This is a genomic window from Lysinibacillus telephonicus, from assembly GCF_039654155.1.
GTDB classification, from domain to species: Bacteria; Bacillota; Bacilli; order Bacillales_A; family Planococcaceae; genus Ureibacillus; species Ureibacillus telephonicus.
In genome coordinates this window covers 90,001-107,500 of sequence record NZ_CP155468.1, presented here as the reverse complement: position 1 = coordinate 107,500, position 17,500 = coordinate 90,001, and the positions used below count along the sequence as shown (strand labels likewise).

Below are 17,500 nucleotides of genomic sequence, written 5' to 3'. Positions count from 1 at the left end.
TAAAACTAGAAGGCTGCTCAGAAATTTTCCTTTCTGGGCAGCTCTCCTCAAATTACTATCATTAATCTTTACTAAACCAACTGAACTTCAACCCATTTTCTAACACTATTTATTAACCATATATTTGTGCATATTTTTAAATCACTTTTTGTTAGAGTTCTTTCTTTAATTTTACCTTCCTTAAGTAAGTGCTCTCTGAAGGTCCCTGCAAGTAGACCACATTCAACTGGTGGCGTATATAACACATTGTTTATTTCCAAGACTACATTCCCATTTGTAAATTCCGTTAACTCCTCTTTTTCATTCCAAAGAAGAACATCAAAAACATGGGGGAATTTCCTTTGAAAATTAGAATATACTTCTCTATTTGTTGTTTTGTGATATAAAAATAGATTATTTTTATCTACTGGGTAATCTGCTAATGTGACCACTAGTGGTATATTAGGTTTTGTTATAGGCTGTGCATCAATTATTATCTTACCGTTTCTTTCTAATAGAAAGCGGACCTTGAAATCACTATGTGGATTTTGCTTAGCAAAGCGAATCAAGTTTTCGGTTATTTTATCTTCATCAAATATAAAGTTGAAATACTTTGCTGATTGTAAAAGTCTATCTAGGTGCTTTTCAAGTAGAAAGTATTCTCCGTCACTTAATAAAATACTCTCCAACAATTCAAATTCTGGTCTATCTTCTTCAAGAAAACTTGCTTTTGCTACGATTTCATAAAACTCATCTTCAGCCGTAGAATCCCATGTAATCCCCCCGCCAACTCCATAAGTAGCTTGATTCGTTTCCTGATTGATTATAACCGTTCTAATAGGTACATTAAAAATTGCTTCCTTACTAGGGGTAATATAGCCTATTGCACCACAATATACTTCACGGGGAGTAGTTTCTAAATCATTTATAACTTCCATTGTGCTAATCTTTGGCGCCCCGGTAATTGAACCACAAGGGAATAGTGCCCTAAAAACATCTAATAGGTTAGTATTTTCATTAACTTCTGCAGTAATAGTAGAAGTCATTTGATGAACTGTTGGATATTGCTCAATATCAAATAGCTTTTGCACTTTAACCGTCCCTGGTCTCGCAATAACGCTCAAGTCGTTTCGTAGCAAATCAACAATCATCACATTCTCTGCACGGTTTTTTTCCGAATGGTAAAGCTCATTTGCTTTTTCCTTATCCTCTTTAGCAGTTTTTCCGCGCTTCATTGTTCCCTTCATTGGACGAGTAGTAATTCGGTCTCCTTCCAAGTGGAAAAATAATTCAGGTGAGGCAGATAAAATACGGAAGTCCCCTATATTTAGATAGGCACAATAATTCGAAGATTGGGCTCTCTTTAGTCGCTCAAATAATGCGATGTCATCTCCTTGGAATTTTGAAGCAAGCCGAATCGTATAATTCGTTTGGTATGTAACACCATTTTCAATTAATCCCTTTATAGACTGAATAGCCGAGTTATATTCATCCATAGTAATAGAAGGAGACCACTTCGAGAGATTATAAGAGCCAGAACTATTCAACGACATTTGTTGCGGCTCGGAAAAAATACCAAACCATAGCAATGGCATATTGTAATCCTCTTTTACTTTATAAGCAGAGTCAAATGCTGGTGCGCTCTCGTATGATAAATACCCAGCAGCATAATAGCCTTGTTGAATGGCTTCCTCTATTAATTGAAAGCTTGGCAATATTTCTTCTATTGTATTTGCAATTATTATCTTTAGCGGATTACAAAATGTAAATGGTTTCACTTCACCAGAACTATTTGCAAATTCGAAAGACAAAAAAGGTTGCTCCATTTTGATTCCATCCTCTTATTAATATTAATTTTTAAAGAAGTTTCTTATCATTTGTTGGCCGCTTTCTGTCAAAATGGCCTCAGGGTGAAATTGGACACCTTCCACTTTATATTGTTTATGTCGTATTGCCATGATTTCACCATCTACGCTTTTTGCAGTTATTACTAGGCAGCTAGGTAGCGTTGTCTCATCTACGACCAATGAATGATATCGTGTTACCTGTAACGGTGATGGAATATCGTTAAAAAGATGACTTTGATCATGATTAATAAGTGAGATTTTACCATGCATCGGTTTTGTTGCCTTTTTTACAATTCCCCCAAATGCTTGAGCGATAATTTGGTGACCAAGACAAACCCCTAATATAGGAATTTCACTATAAAATCTTTTCACCACATCCAAACAAACGCCTGCTGAATCGGGATTCCCGGGGCCCGGAGAAATTAAAATAAAATCTGGTTTCATGCTGGAAATGTCTTCTAATGACACTTGGTCATTGCGGATAACAGCAACTTCCTCACCTATATTTTTAATATATTGAACTAAATTAAATGTAAACGAATCGTAGTTATCTATTACTAGTATCAAATTTATAAGGCTCCCTTACTAGGTAAGTAATATCAGCCCTATTATAGAATGACGACTTAAGGATTGGAAGAGAAAACAGATTTGTTATATGTAGTATAAGAAGTACATATTTCAAAAACTTAAAATGTTTTTTGAATACTTATATCAAGCTTGAGAAACGGGTGTCTTAATCACTTAATTGTGATAAAAAACGAATTAATGTTTCTCCTACTAACTAAAGACTTTTATTTTTCGAATAATAACTAGAAGATTTGATAATAATATCTTGGCTAATTAATTCTTAAAGTGAGGGTAAAGAACATGAAAATACTCGTTTTACACGGAAGTATGTTTGGTCATACAGAGCTACTGGGAAATGCAATCGCAGAAGGTGCGAAGCTAGTTGAAGGCGTTGAAGTTATATTTAAATCAGTGGATGAAACTGAACCTGATGAGCTAAGGGACGCTATAGGTATTATTTGGGGCTCCTCAGGGATTTTTGGTGAACCTAGTCCAAAGATGGCAACATTTCTTTCTAAACTCGGCCAACTGTGGTTTACAGGCGCTCTTCAAGGAAAAGTTGGCGGCGTATTCGCTACGGCTTCAACACAACATGGTGGGGTAGAAAACGTATGCAAGGCACTTCAAACACCAATGCAGCATCACGGGATGGTTATAGTTTCAAATACTGGTCCAATAAACGCTGATCGTGCCCAATATGGAAATCCTTATGGAGCAACAGCTGTAATACCTGTCGAAACATCAAAAGAAGCTCCTATGAATAAGCCAAATGATTCTGAGATACAGATTGCAAAGGAGTACGGAAAATTAGTTGCAGAAACAGCAAAAAAATTACATTCGTAACTTTAATCAATAATGTAAAATCAACTTCTGGGAGATGTACTCCATATAATGTTTAATAAAAGAGGAAGACACGTCCACAATTTATCTGTACCAAAAGCAAAGCAGCAGGTAAAAAAATCTGATATTAAAGGCTTTTCAAATAAAGAAAGCTATCTTAGAAGTTTGGAATACAAACTTCTAGGATAGCTACTGTATTCTTATCTTTCTCCATCATCTGATTCATTCAGCATAAAGCGGCACTCGCCATTCATTCTCGAGCTTAATTGCTTCAGTTTCTGCAATTAAATGCAACGTCATCTCTTCGGGTATGTCCTGTAATTCATAAGTTATAAGTTGAACTTCTCGTTTAAATCGATTTTGATCATCCGTTTCATCTAAAGTCGAACTACCGCTATTAAATGTAAAGTAACTTTTACCTGATTCATCCTCAATTGCCCATAGCGCTAACTCGGGAGCTTTTTGTTCAGCATAACCCGACATATGCAATTCTACAGTTACTTGCCGTTTAATAGGCAGCCATGATTTTTCTAGCGAAAAATCAGTTTTCCGCTCAACCTCATCAATTGTTAACTCATAACCGTTATATTCAAAAGTATATGGTAGTTCACTAGGTTTAAAAGTAATAGAGAAATCAGAAGTTTTTGTTTTATACACCGTATCTAATACAAAATACAAGTCAGAATGTTCCTTCTCAGGTACGAAAGAATCAACCCATGTTATATGCTCCATATCCTTTACTTCCCCTTCAAACGTACCTATTCCACCAATCATATTTAAGTCAACAGTATGGCCCAGGTCATCTCTGCCATAAATATTGTAATAGCCGAGGACCTCGCCTTTTGAATCTTCAATTCGGTATCCGATAGTTGGATTATATGGGAAAAACGTATTTACAATTTCCTCGCTAAATTTCTTTTCTTTCTCTTCAATAGATTCTTTTAATTTCCGTTTCGCCTCATCAGTCAATTGAGTGCTGTATGAGATATCAGTTGTAGATGTTGCGTAGTTTACTTCATTCAATGTTACTTCGATATCTTCAACTTCAACTGTTTTATCAATTTCAACTGTTTTTTGATGTTTATAAGCTGCTGCTAAATCAACAGGGATTTCGATTTGCCAGTTTCCGCTTTTTCCACCAAGCTCTTTTACGTCCATTCGAATTATTCCTTTTGAAAAATTCTCAACATTAAGTAAAGAAAATTCATATATGCCATAATCATTAGTATTACCCCAACCTCTACTTGAAAGTTCTACTTCTTCATTATTTTCATTTAGTAGAGTTACAACATTTTTCTTGGACTCTTCATCTATATATGGGTTCAATCTTTTTCCTTTGCTATTCGTCACACTATAAGATAATGCAATACGCGAAGTATCCGCAATTAAATGTTCTACATGTAAAGTTATGCCAGCATCCGTTACTGCAATATCTACTGGCGTTGCAATATCCGTATCTATTGCTATTTGCAAACCTTCATCAACATTATCACTTGTAAAAATGCCACCGACCAATTCAGCAAACATCGGATTTACTGATAGCAATATGCCCCCTGCCAATAATACACTTGCAGCTGTACCAAGCCCCCATTTCCAATGTCGTTTGGACTTTTGCTTGTAAGGTACTACCTGCACCACAACATTTTCAGCAAAGTCATCCGGTAATTTAGGAGTTTGTAACGTTTCCTTTAAAAAAAGCTTTTCGCTCTCCATCACTTCAATTTGTTGCTGACAATACGGACATGAGCCAATATGCTGTTTGATTAACTTCGTTTCTTCGTCATCTAAAAAGCCATCAATATATGCTAGCAGTTCATCCTCTTTTGGACAAATCATGGAAATATCCTCCTTCTTGAGCGTGTCTACGCAGCTTTTTCTTCGCACGGTGCAATTTATTTCTAACATCTACTAACGAAATACTTAACGTTTCGCAAATTTCATCGTAACTTAATTCATTTGCATATCGTAAAAGTAAAATAAGACGTTCATCATCTGGCAATTTGGCAACAAGTCTCTCTAGCTCTCTACTTTTTTCCTTTTTTAAGAAGACTATTTCTGGTGTTGCATCATTTATTAAACGAGATTCTTCTGCCCCTTCAAGTTGGATGCTTTTTTTACGAAATTGATCTAAGCAATGATTTATAGCTACTCGATATAACCAGCTTTTAAAGGGGCCCTTTTGATCATATTTATCTAGCTGTTCATATACTTTTATAAAGGCTTCCTGCAATAAGTCTTGTGCAATTTGCGGGTTTTTGACCATCCGTAAAATCGTGGCATACAATGGGTTTTTATATGTATTAATAATGTGTGCATATGCCTGCTTATCCCCCGCTAATACTTGGCGAACGTACTGATTATCTCCTTCCATGTCATCCCTCCTTCTTCACTTAGTAAAACGAGAATCATGTCCAAAAAATTTCACTCCGCAAGTAAATTATTTTCTTTACCATATAAAAATTTTATTCTAATTTTCAACCTCGCTAACTTGTTCATTTAATTAATAAGTTTGAATTTCCAAAATCGAGCTAAAGATTTCTTATCCAACAGAGTAAATCATCATATCTTCCATTATTTTGGAAAAACGTTTTTTATAAAGCTTTCCATACTAATCTACTAATATATATACCTATTCATTGACAAGGTAAAACATGGATACTATACTCCAATAGAGAACTGATTAGTTCAAAATGACCGACGAGTTTTTTAATTGTGGAAGCTTTAAACTTTAAGTTCCTTTTAAAAACTGATTGGTTATTCCCCATCAGTTCCATAACCTAGTAAATAAATACATATCCAAAAGTGAAGAACAGGAGAGAAAAAAGTGAAAAAAAGATGGTCATTGATATCATCAATACTTTGTGCAAGTCTTCTTATTTCAGCATGTTCTGCAGCTGATGCAACACAAGGAAAAGCTGAAAGAGAAGCCGTTAGCGTTGAAGTAGCAACCGCGACAAATCAGTCTCTGGATGCAATTTCTAGTTTATCTGGTACTTTACAACCTTATAATGAAGTAAATTTATCGTTTCAATTATCAGGAGTTATTGAAAACATAGAAGTTGAAATTGGAGATAATATTTCAAAAGGCTCAACTTTAGCAAATCTGATAGACACTGACTACCAATTACAACTTGAGCAGGCTAATAATACAGTTGATCAAGCTTCAGCTTCCGTATCGGCAGCTGAAGCAGCGGTTAAATCATCAAGCGTATCTATAAAATCTGCAGAAGCAAGTCTAGCAGCTGCAAACGCACAAATTAATAGCGCACAAGCAAGTCTAGATGCTGTTCTAGATGGTGCTCGCAAGCAAGAAAGAGCACAGGCCAAACTTGCAGTAGATAATGCCCAAAAAGCTTATGATAATGCAAAAATAAATGCTGAACGAATGAAATCTTTACTAGATCAAGGTCTAGTATCTAAACAAGAGTATGAAAATGCTGACTTAGCATTATCAAATGCAAAAACTACTTTAGAAAATGCAAAAGAATCATATTCATTAATTGAAGAAGGTGCAACAGAAGCACAAATAAAACAATCTGAAGCATCTGTTGAATCGGCAAAAGCTAACAAAACTCAAGCGAGCACAGGAATAAGCCAAGCTGATGCTGCAAAAGAACAAGCAATTGCATCAAAAGAACAAGCTGAGGCTGTTTACAAACAAGCTCTAAATAGCAAAGAAGTAGCCGAACAAACTTTAGCAAAAACAATTTTAGAAGCACCAATGTCAGGTGTCGTCTTAGATAAACTTGTTTCAGATGGAGATTATATCTCTCCCGGTACATCGGTTCTAAAAATCGGTGACACAAGTCAACTAAAAGTACTTCTTCCTGTTCCAGATAGTGAAATTAAGGAATGGAAGGTTGGCGACGAAGTAAACGTCACATTATATGATGAAGTAAAAACAGGTAAGGTAAATATCATTTATCCTCAAACAAATGATGGAACTGGTACAGTTAGTGTCGAAGTTATTATTCCAAATGATGATTCTAAATGGCTGCCAGGTCAAATCGTTAAAGCTAACAGAGTTTCGAATGATAACAAGGGAATTCTTGTGCCGATTGAAGCAGTTATTAGTAATGGTGTGAAACCATATGTCTTTAAAAATGTTGATGGAGTTGCAGTAAAAACCGAGGTCGAAACAGGAGATATGGTAAATAATAAAATCCATATTATAAGCGGTCTAGTTGAAGGAGACGAAGTTGTGGTAAGGGGAGGAACCTTGCTGCTTGATGGTGACCCGTTAAAAGTTAGCGGGGGTAAAGAAGAATGATTGAGTATTTAGTCAAAAAACGAAAAATTACAATTTTATTCTTCATCACATTATGTTTATTTGGGATCATTAGCTTTCTAGGTTTACCAAAACAAGAAATACCTGACCTAGTGATTAGCCAAGCGGTTGTTACAACTTCCTATCCTGGTGCAACACCAGAAACTGTTGAACAAACGGTAACAAGTGAATTAGAACAAAAAATTAAAGAACTTGACGGAGTTGACACAATTACTTCGACGTCCTCTGAAGGATTATCATCCATTGTTGTTACTCTTGAACCTAACGTCGATCCAGAGAAATCATGGACAGATCTTCGTACAAAAGTACAAGATGCACAAGCAGCTCTACCGGCGGGGGCAAATCAACCAATAGTAAATGATGATTTAGTTAGTACTTTTATTAGTTCTTATTCTATAACTGCGGAAAATCCACAACAGCTTAAACAATTAAATCAGTTGTTGGATTCTTGGAAGGACCAGTTGCGTACATTAGAAGGTATCGAGGATGTCTCAATATCTGGGCTGCCTGATCAAGAAATAAGTATTAAATTAGATACACAAAAAATGCAACAGTATAATGTAACATGGGGGCAAATATCCTCTGCCATTAGTTCACAAAACGATTTAACACCAATTGGTGATATTGATTATGATAATCGTAACTATCAGCTTAGAATTCAGGATACTCAAAATTATGAATCACTAAATGATATTGTTATTACAAGAACACAGGATGGCTTCCCAGTCTATTTGGATCAAGTAGCTACAGTTAACCTTACTCATGCTGAAGATACATATTTTTCATACGTTAATGGGAAACCATCTATATCAATGAGCATTAGTGCAAAAACCGGAAGTGATGTACCATCTGTTCATGAAAAAGTTGTAGAACAAATGAAAAAGTTAGAAGAAACTCTTCCGGAAGAGTATCAATTAGATTTACTTTACGCTCAAAATGATACGATTGATGATATGTTCCACAACTTATCAAAAGAATTAATTATTGCTATGGTAGCGGTAATTATTGTTTGTATGATGGGATTAAACTTGATTACATCTGCAATTGTAATGTTGGCCATCCCATTATCAATCGCTATAGGTTTATTGTTCTTACCTGTTTTTGATGTTACATTAAACCAAATGACAGTTATCGGGATTATTATCGTACTCTCCTTACTCGTCGATGATGCAATCGTTGTTAATGAAAATATAGAGCGGCGATTGTCAGTCTTAAAAGAATCACCTTTTGTTGCAGCTGTAATGGGTACAAAAGAAGTTATTATCTCCATTATTACAGCAACATTAGCAACGATTTCAGCCTTTTTACCTCTAATGTTTTTACCGGGAGACATGGGGAAATTTATAAAACCTATCCCGCTTGTAATTACCGTTGCATTACTAGCATCGATGGTTATGTCCTTAACAATCGTACCAATCTTCCGTCATTGGAATGAAGGGCGAAGAAAGAAACAGAAAGAATCTTCAAAGCCTGCAGGATTTTTAGGGAAACAAATAGAAAGCTTAAATCATCTTTACTCAGGTAAGTTGATGAAAAAAGTAGTTGAAATGCCTTTAAAAATTGCGTTAATTGGGTTACTTATTGGTACTGCAGGATATGGATTAGCACCATTTGTTAAAGTTGAATTATTCCCAAAAGCGGAAGATGCACAATTTACTATAGACATTGAAATGCCAACAGGAACTTCACTTCAAGAAACGAATCGTATTGTTAACGAAGTTGCAGAGTGGGCTAAAGAACAACCAGGCGTTGCCAAAGTAACTTCTGCCGCTGGCGGTTCCGCTCCTCAATTATTTAATAGTATGGGAGCAGGTTCAGGTGATAATGTTGGGCAAGTGTCTGTTTTAGGTGAAGATGGTAAGTTTGATATTGAAGCAACAATCTCTGAATGGAACAACCATTTTAAAGAAGCCTATCCAGGGCTTTCTATAATAACGTCATCTATGTCAGCTGGTATTAGTACAGGCTCTCCAATCTCAATTCGTTTAACGGGGCAAGATACAGATACACTTCGTACAATTGCGGAGGAAGTTAAAAATGTCATTGCTGAAACAAACGGTACTATGAATATTACCGATTCAGCAGGGACTTCACGTTATTCACTTGAATTTGAAGTCAATAAAGAAGCAATGGATCAAAACCTTATCACATATTCTAATTTAACAAATACACTTCGACTTATTAGTCAAGGTCTAACCGTAACAAACTTTGATACCGGTAATGAAGTTCTTGATATTAAACTTTATTTAGATAAAACTGAAGAAGATCCAACAGTGTTATTCCAAAAATTGAGCGTGACAAGTACCAATGGCAAACAAATTCCATTGGCACAGCTTGTAACATTAAAACCAACATTCTCAATCCAACAAATTTCACACTATAATTTAGAACGCTCAATAACAGTTGAAGCTGACCTTATGGAAGGTGTTACAGCAACGGAAGCAATGCAGAAAATTTTACCTGAGCTAGAAAGCATGAACCTCCCAGACGGATATAATTGGTCAATTGGTGGAGAAACGGAACAAATGACAGAATCCTTTACAGACTTAGGGAAATTGTTTATCGCTTGTATTATTATGATTATTATTTTAATTACAATCCAGTTCTACTCACTGTCAATTCCTGCAATTATTTTAACTACTGTTTACCTTGCTGCAAGTGGAGGTATTATCGGTATGTTCCTAACTGGTACGGCAATCGGCTTTATGTCAGTTATTGGTATAACTGCATTGGCTGGTATCGTGGTTCGAAATGGTATTGTATTAATTGAGTTTATCGAGGATGCACAAAAAGAAGGTATGGAATTAAAAGAAGCAGTTTTAAAGGCTACAGAAGCCCGCTTCCGACCAATTCTATTAACTGCTGCCGCTGCAGTTTTAGGACTTCTACCTGTTGCATTAATTGGGGATATTTTATTTAGACCTATGGCAATTACCATCGTATCTGGCGTACTATTCTCTACTGTGTTAACATTATTTGTTGTTCCTTCTCTATATATGGTCATAGCGCGTTGGAAAGATAAACGCAAACAAAAAAAACTAGCTAAACAATTACTTTTAGAAAATGAGTAATAAGAAAAGGGAGTGATTCTGGTAATACAGAACACTCCCTTCATCCTATAATGGAGGTAAAGGAATTGCCAAAAAAAGAAACGATTATGCAAGTTGCAAGTAACCTCTTTGCTCAAAAAGGATATGAATATACTTCGGTTGATGAAATTGCAAAAGAATGTGGTATATCTAAGGGCTCTTTCTATAAGTATTTCCCCTCTAAGGAAGACTTATTAATAGAGGTATTCAAAGAAATGCCGTCTGGTTTAAAAATGTTCTTACAGAAAATTCATAGTTCCAACTATGATTCACCTTCTGAAAAGTTATCAGAATTTATTTCTGTTGCTCTTAAGCATATGCTTAATGATAAGAGATTTTATTATTTGGACATTCATACCTTATACCCAACATTAGTGAAAAATAAATTAGAAGATAAAATAGCAGAGGTTTTTTTTGAGATTAATCTCTATTTGAAAGAATTCCTTCTAGATCTTTATGGTAATCATATTAAGGATTATGAAGAGGATTTGATTTTTATATTAAGGGGCATCATTGTTCAATTTGTTCAATTATATAGATTTTCACAGCAAGTGGACTTGCAGAAAGGTGTTACATTTTTTGTAACGGTTTTTGAAATTATTGTCCATGGATTAATTGAGAAAAAGCCAGATCCTTTTATTCATTCTGATTGGGATATAGCTGAAATACTAGACGAATTTAATAGTCCCCTTTATAAAGCATTAAGGATACAACGTATTTTAGAAAAAATAGAGCATGAAATTAAATCCTCCTCAATCAAAACAGATCAAAAAGATCAATATTTAAAAGCAGCTTCCCTGTTAGCAGACGAATGCAGAAGCTATGAACCAAAAGAATTTTTAGTTAATGCACTTATCACATATATAAAAGATTTGCCAAATACTCAAAAGTATTGTGATGAATTATTAAATGAATTAAGCAATTATTTTAATTATAAATTTCCTATTAATTTCAATTGTAATTTATAAAAATAAGTCCGACGTGATCCTACTAAAGGTAGCGTTAAATAATAAAATTGTTTTAAACGGCTTTATTCTTTTTGTAATAGAACAAAGGCCGTTTAAACATTTCTCTTACAAGGTTCTCTAAAAGTATGCCTATGCATTTACATGATTAGAATCAATCACAAGATAATAATGGCATTCCCCCTCTGAAAGATTAATAAATCGATGGGTTACATCGGCTTCAAAATAGATTGAATCCCCTTTCTCTAATACATACGTTTCTGAATCATTTCCTAGTTCAATTTGTAATTTCCCTAGCGCAACATATATATATTCTTTTACACCGCTTTTATGTGCAGGGAAAACTCCCGTTTCTTGCTTAGGTGGGATAATATTTAAAATAAACTCTACTCCTTTAGATGGAAATGAAGGGGATAATAGATGCCTCTCAATCCCAGTAGACTCATCTTTATATACTAGTTGTTGTTCAGAGCGAATAACATACACTTCTTTGCTTTGATGTTCGCCCAACAAGTATGAAATGGTAACATCTAACCCTTCTGCGATCTGAGAAGCCACTTGTATTGAAGGATTCTTTTCACCTCTTTCAATCATTGAAAGCATCGATCTGCTAACTCCTGAACGAGATGCTAATTCCTCTAAGGTTAGACCTTGTTTTTTTCTTTCCTTTTTTATATTATTTCCAAATTCCATTTAACAACACCCCTAATTTCCACTATAGTAGAAATTTTTCTTGACTTTGCACTTTATTGTTTTTATAGTGGAAAATAATCCAATATAGTGAATTTTTATTTAAATCATATCAAGAAGAGCTGAATGAAACAAGCGTGGAAGGAGGAATCTTGATGTTATTTTTAACTGCTTTATTACCTATTTTAGGGGTTTTCATCTTTTTGTTTTTCTTTAAACAGACTACATTACGTGCGGGGATATTTTCTTATGTATTAACAATTCTGATTACTTTGCTATACCCTGGTTTCCATCTTGCACCTGAACATATAATATTGTCTTCAATTAAAGGAATTCTTATTGCATTCATCGCTGCATATGTTCTTTTTTTCGGTATTTTTCTTTTCCATTTAATGAATAGTATTGGCGGAATTCAATCAATAGCATCTTCTATTTCCCAAGCAACTAATGACCGTATTCTTCAAGTGATGACACTAGTTATTGGTTTATCACCTCTTCTAGAGTCAACGAGCGGCTTTGGTATTGCATTCATGGTAGTTACCCCAATTTTTGTAGCACTAGGATTTGCTCCTAGAAAGGCAATATTATTGGGCCTCATTAGTTTGCTTGCTGTACCTTGGGGAGCATTAGCAACTGGTACTGTTATTGGAGGAGAACTTGTTAGGACGCCGCTGCGAAATTTAGGAGTAGGAACTGCAATTATAAGCATACCTGTTTTTTTATATTTTTTAGTAGTCGCTGTTTTAATTGCTGGAGGAGTAGATGCTTTAAAATCGAAGTGGAAAGAAATAATTTTGCTTTCAGCTATATTCTCAATTGCTATTGTTTTCTTTAATGCCTTTGTAAGTGTGGAATTGGCTGGAGTTCTAAGCTCATTAATTACAACTGGAATAGGTTTTTTACTAATGAAATTAAAAAAGAGCAAATCCATTGATTCATACGACAATACGGTTATTAATATAAGCTTGTGGAAAGCAGTTAGCCCTTATATCATCCTTACAATTTTCATTTTCTTAACACGGTTATTTCCCCCGTTTAGAGAATTTTTATTATCATATGGTGTTATTAGCTTGCCATCACTATCTTTTTCAATGGCATTACTTTATTCACCAGGGTTTTGGCTTTTTGTAACTTGTTTATTAGCTATTTTTATATTTAAAATCCCAAAAAACTTTATTACCCAATCCTTAAAAAAGACCATAATTCATTGGGTTCCTTTTATCATTTCAACTTCTGCATTCATAGGCATTTCCGAAATAATGGCTGAAGCTGGTATGACAACTTTACTGGCAAATGTATCTGCAGCAATATTCGGAACTAGCTTTTTTCTTATTTCACCTTTCATTGGTGCAATCGGAGGTTTTCTTACTGGCAGCAACACGGGTTCAAATGCAATGTTCATTAAATTACAGACACAAACTGCATTACAGGTTGGTGTGTCAGATGAAGTCATTTCATTTGCTCAAAATGCAAGCTCATCTCATGCAACAATGGCGAGTCCTGCTAGAGTAGCATTGGGCACAACATTATGTGGAATCAAATCACAAGAAAATATATTGCTGAAAAAAATCTCTTTAATAGTTCTTGGAGCAATTCTACTAATTATATTTGTCTTAATGTGCTGGATATATTGGATGGGATAATAACCTAAATTCGAGATCTGATTAAGTTGCATTTTCTAATCGTACTTGCCTTCAGCCTTCGTTCATTGGGGGCTTTATTTTCTATAAAGAAAAAACCGCTGAATTCAGCGGTTTCATTTGCGAAGCGACGTCCTACTCTCACAGGGGGAAGCCCCCAACTACCATCGGCGCTAAAGAGCTTAACTTCCGTGTTCGGTATGGGAACGGGTGTGACCTCTTTGCCATCATCACTTCACTTTTTGGCTTCCAAGAATTATTTTCTTGAAATCCTCTTTATTAAATTGAGAGTTCGTTCTCTCAAAACTGGATAAAGACATTGAATGCGTTCAATTTATTTGGTTAAGTCCTCGATCGATTAGTATTCGTCAGCTCCATGTGTCGCCACACTTCCACCTCGAACCTATCTACCTCATCGTCTTTGAGGGATCTTACTTACTTGCGTAATGGGAAATCTCATCTTGAGGGGGGCTTCATGCTTAGATGCTTTCAGCACTTATCCCGTCCACACATAGCTACCCAGCGATGCCTTTGGCAAGACAACTGGTACACCAGCGGTGTGTCCATCCCGGTCCTCTCGTACTAAGGACAGCTCCTCTCAAATTTCCTACGCCCACGACGGATAGGGACCGAACTGTCTCACGACGTTCTGAACCCAGCTCGCGTACCGCTTTAATGGGCGAACAGCCCAACCCTTGGGACCGACTACAGCCCCAGGATGCGATGAGCCGACATCGAGGTGCCAAACCTCCCCGTCGATGTGGACTCTTGGGGGAGATAAGCCTGTTATCCCCGGGGTAGCTTTTATCCGTTGAGCGATGGCCCTTCCATGCGGAACCACCGGATCACTAAGCCCGTCTTTCGACCCTGCTCGACTTGTAGGTCTCGCAGTCAAGCTCCCTTGTGCCTTTACACTCTACGAATGATTTCCAACCATTCTGAGGGAACCTTTGGGCGCCTCCGTTACCTTTTAGGAGGCGACCGCCCCAGTCAAACTGTCCACCTGACACTGTCTCCTACCCCGCTAAGGGGTATGGGTTAGAATTTCAACACAACCAGGGTAGTATCCCACCGACGCCTCCCTCGAAGCTGGCGCTCCGAGTTCTCTGGCTCCTACCTATCCTGTACAAGTTGTGCCAAAATTCAATATCAAGCTACAGTAAAGCTCCACGGGGTCTTTCCGTCCTGTCGCGGGTAACCTGCATCTTCACAGGTACTATAATTTCACCGAGTCTCTCGTTGAGACAGTGCCCAGATCGTTACGCCTTTCGTGCGGGTCGGAACTTACCCGACAAGGAATTTCGCTACCTTAGGACCGTTATAGTTACGGCCGCCGTTTACTGGGGCTTCAATTCAGAGCTTCGTGATGCCACTAACCCCTCCTCTTAACCTTCCAGCACCGGGCAGGCGTCAGCCCCTATACGTCACCTTACGGTTTTGCAGAGACCTGTGTTTTTGCTAAACAGTCGCCTGGGCCTATTCACTGCGGCTCTCTCACGAGAGCACCCCTTCTCCCGAAGTTACGGGGTCATTTTGCCGAGTTCCTTAACGAGAGTTCTCTCGCACACCTTAGGATTCTCTCCTCGACTACCTGTGTCGGTTTGCGGTACGGGCACCTCCCGCCTCGCTAGAGGCTTTTCTTGGCAGCGTGAAATCAGGTACTTCGCTCATACGAACTCCCCATCACAGCTTGGCGTATTAGGAAGCGGATTTGCCTACTTCCACGCCTTACTGCTTGGGCGCGCATAACCAACAGCGCGCTTACCCTATCCTACTGCGTCCCCCCATTACTCAAACGGCGGGGAGGTGGTACAGGAATATCAACCTGTTGTCCATCGTCTACGCCTGTCGGCCTCGACTTAGGTCCCGACTAACCCTGAGCGGACGAGCCTTCCTCAGGAAACCTTAGTCATACGGTGGATGGGATTCTCACCCATCTTTCGCTACTCATACCGGCATTCTCACTTCTAAGCGCTCCACCAGTCCTTCCGGTCTGACTTCAACGCACTTAGAACGCTCTCCTACCACGGACATCTACGATGTCCATCCACAGCTTCGGTGAATCGTTTAGCCCCGATACATTTTCGGCGCAGCGTCACTCGACCAGTGAGCTATTACGCACTCTTTAAATGATGGCTGCTTCTAAGCCAACATCCTGGTTGTCTAAGCAACGCCACATCCTTTTCCACTTAACGATTACTTTGGGACCTTAGCTGGTGGTCTGGGCTGTTTCCCTTTTGACTACGGATCTTATCACTCGCAGTCTGACTCCCGTGTATAAATATCTGGCATTCGGAGTTTGTCTGAATTCGGTAAAGCGAGATGCCCCCCTAGTCCAAACAGTGCTCTACCTCCAGTATTCTTAATCACGAGGCTAGCCCTAAAGCTATTTCGGAGAGAACCAGCTATCTCCAAGTTCGATTGGAATTTCTCCGCTACCCACACCTCATCCCCGCACTTTTCAACGTGCGTGGGTTCGGGCCTCCAGTGAGTGTTACCTCACCTTCACCCTGGACATGGGTAGATCACCTGGTTTCGGGTCTACGACCACGTACTCATTCGCCCTATTCAGACTCGCTTTCGCTGCGGCTCCGTCTTCTACAACTTAACCTTGCACGTAATCGTAACTCGCCGGTTCATTCTACAAAAGGCACGCTATCACCCATTAACGGGCTCTAACTACTTGTAGGCACACGGTTTCAGGTTCTATTTCACTCCCCTCCCGGGGTGCTTTTCACCTTTCCCTCACGGTACTGGTTCACTATCGGTCACTAGGGAGTATTTAGCCTTGGGAGATGGTCCTCCCGGATTCCGACGGAATTTCACGTGTTCCGCCGTACTCAGGATACACTCAAGAGGGAATGAACTTTCGACTACAGGGCTTTTACCTGCTCTGGCGGACCTTTCCAGATCGCTTCGCCTAATTCATTCTTTTGTAACTCCGTATAGAGTGTCCTACAACCCCAAGAGGCAAGCCTCTTGGTTTGGGCTCTTCCCGTTTCGCTCGCCGCTACTTAGGGAATCGAATAATTTCTTTCTCTTCCTCCAGGTACTTAGATGTTTCAGTTCCCTGGGTATGCCTTCATGACGCTATGAATTCACGTCAAGATACTGCTCCATTACGAACAGTGGGTTCCCCCATTCGGAAATCTCCGGATCAAAGCTTACTTACAGCTCCCCGAAGCATATCGGTGTTAGTGCCGTCCTTCATCGGCTCCTAGTGCCAAGGCATTCACCGTGCGCCCTTCATAACTTAACCTAATTGCGGCTTCCGATACACATCGCATTACTACGTCAATTTCACTCGTTCGAATCCTCACGTACGTAGGTACGCTCCGGTCCTCACTCGTTCATTTCCTTGTACTGCTCGTGTCTCGAAACCCTTGAAGTTAGTTACAGCTTTTCTATAAAGAAAAGACTTAAGAACTTACAATAAATTTCTTGAACTTTGTTTGTTTCAATGTCGTTTTATCCAGTTTTCAAAGAACGAAATTACTAAATTGAAGATAATTCATTTACATGAACTCTTCAAAACTGAACACAAAACGTTAATGTTGATTAAGCCAAGCTTAATCATTCCGTATTGTCTAGCTTC

General features: G+C 38.0%; 10 protein-coding genes and 2 rRNA genes. 5 read left to right on the top strand and 7 right to left on the bottom strand.

Annotated elements, in window-relative coordinates; genetic code table 11:
- Positions 1 to 71: 71 nt before the first annotated feature.
- Together pabB and MKY04_RS00440 are read right to left on the bottom strand one after the other, a co-directional pair.
- Entirely contained in the window at positions 72 to 1,805 is a 1,734-nt protein-coding gene (gene pabB / locus MKY04_RS00445) for an aminodeoxychorismate synthase component I (protein ID WP_126296005.1), read from the bottom strand.
- A gap of 24 nt (positions 1,806 to 1,829) precedes the next feature.
- Entirely contained in the window at positions 1,830 to 2,393 is a 564-nt protein-coding gene (locus MKY04_RS00440; protein WP_126296006.1) for an anthranilate synthase component II, read from the bottom strand.
- A 300-nt stretch (positions 2,394 to 2,693) separates the two neighbouring features.
- Here MKY04_RS00440 and MKY04_RS00435 point away from each other — a divergent pair, with 300 nt between their 5' ends.
- Positions 2,694 to 3,236, top strand: a complete 543-nt coding sequence (locus MKY04_RS00435; RefSeq protein WP_126296007.1) for an NAD(P)H-dependent oxidoreductase — start codon at positions 2,694 to 2,696, stop codon at positions 3,234 to 3,236.
- Positions 3,237 to 3,455: 219 nt separating this feature from the next.
- Here the strand turns inward: MKY04_RS00435 and MKY04_RS00430 are convergent, their stop codons facing one another.
- A complete protein-coding gene (locus MKY04_RS00430) occupies positions 3,456 to 5,069 on the bottom strand; it encodes a DUF4179 domain-containing protein (RefSeq protein ID WP_185807819.1) in 1,614 nt (537 codons plus the stop codon).
- Positions 5,047 to 5,604 carry an RNA polymerase sigma factor gene (locus MKY04_RS00425; RefSeq protein WP_126296009.1) on the bottom strand — a complete coding sequence of 186 codons (558 nt, stop codon included), beginning with the start codon at positions 5,602 to 5,604 and terminating at the stop codon, positions 5,047 to 5,049. Before MKY04_RS00425 ends, MKY04_RS00430 begins: the two co-directional genes overlap by 23 nt.
- A gap of 453 nt (positions 5,605 to 6,057) precedes the next feature.
- Here MKY04_RS00425 and MKY04_RS00420 point away from each other — a divergent pair, with 453 nt between their 5' ends.
- The 3 genes from MKY04_RS00420 (at position 6,058) to MKY04_RS00410 (ending at position 11,578) form a co-directional block, all read left to right on the top strand.
- Positions 6,058 to 7,503, top strand: a complete 1,446-nt coding sequence (locus MKY04_RS00420; protein WP_126296010.1) for an efflux RND transporter periplasmic adaptor subunit — start codon at positions 6,058 to 6,060, stop codon at positions 7,501 to 7,503.
- Positions 7,500 to 10,592, top strand: a complete 3,093-nt coding sequence (locus tag MKY04_RS00415) for an efflux RND transporter permease subunit (protein ID WP_126296011.1) — start codon at positions 7,500 to 7,502, stop codon at positions 10,590 to 10,592. The genes MKY04_RS00420 and MKY04_RS00415 overlap by 4 nt, the downstream gene beginning before the upstream one ends.
- Before the next feature lie 65 nt (positions 10,593 to 10,657).
- A complete protein-coding gene (locus tag MKY04_RS00410) occupies positions 10,658 to 11,578 on the top strand; it encodes a TetR/AcrR family transcriptional regulator (protein ID WP_346235165.1) in 921 nt (306 codons plus the stop codon).
- Positions 11,579 to 11,707: 129 nt separating this feature from the next.
- Here the strand turns inward: MKY04_RS00410 and MKY04_RS00405 are convergent, their stop codons facing one another.
- Positions 11,708 to 12,268 carry a helix-turn-helix domain-containing protein gene (locus MKY04_RS00405; protein ID WP_126296013.1) on the bottom strand — a complete coding sequence of 187 codons (561 nt, stop codon included), beginning with the start codon at positions 12,266 to 12,268 and terminating at the stop codon, positions 11,708 to 11,710.
- A gap of 152 nt (positions 12,269 to 12,420) precedes the next feature.
- Between MKY04_RS00405 and MKY04_RS00400 the strand changes: the two genes are divergently transcribed.
- Positions 12,421 to 13,908 carry an L-lactate permease gene (locus MKY04_RS00400; RefSeq protein ID WP_126296014.1) on the top strand — a complete coding sequence of 496 codons (1,488 nt, stop codon included), beginning with the start codon at positions 12,421 to 12,423 and terminating at the stop codon, positions 13,906 to 13,908.
- A 119-nt stretch (positions 13,909 to 14,027) separates the two neighbouring features.
- On the opposite strand, the gene rrf is transcribed toward MKY04_RS00400, so the two are convergent.
- A 5S ribosomal RNA gene (gene rrf, locus MKY04_RS00395) occupies positions 14,028 to 14,143 on the bottom strand.
- Between the two features lie 100 nt (positions 14,144 to 14,243).
- Positions 14,244 to 17,164, bottom strand: a 23S ribosomal RNA gene (locus MKY04_RS00390).
- Positions 17,165 to 17,500: the final 336 nt, after the last annotated feature.

Coding starts and splice junctions, on each gene's coding strand:
- pabB (WP_126296005.1), bottom strand. CDS start 1,805: ATGGAGCAACCTTTTTTGTCTTTCGAATTTGCAAATAGTTCTGGTGAA.
- MKY04_RS00435 (WP_126296007.1), top strand. CDS start 2,694: ATGAAAATACTCGTTTTACACGGAAGTATGTTTGGTCATACAGAGCTA.
- MKY04_RS00430 (WP_185807819.1), bottom strand. CDS start 5,069: ATGATTTGTCCAAAAGAGGATGAACTGCTAGCATATATTGATGGCTTT.
- MKY04_RS00425 (WP_126296009.1), bottom strand. CDS start 5,604: ATGGAAGGAGATAATCAGTACGTTCGCCAAGTATTAGCGGGGGATAAG.
- MKY04_RS00415 (WP_126296011.1), top strand. CDS start 7,500: ATGATTGAGTATTTAGTCAAAAAACGAAAAATTACAATTTTATTCTTC.
- MKY04_RS00405 (WP_126296013.1), bottom strand. CDS start 12,268: ATGGAATTTGGAAATAATATAAAAAAGGAAAGAAAAAAACAAGGTCTA.
- MKY04_RS00400 (WP_126296014.1), top strand. CDS start 12,421: ATGTTATTTTTAACTGCTTTATTACCTATTTTAGGGGTTTTCATCTTT.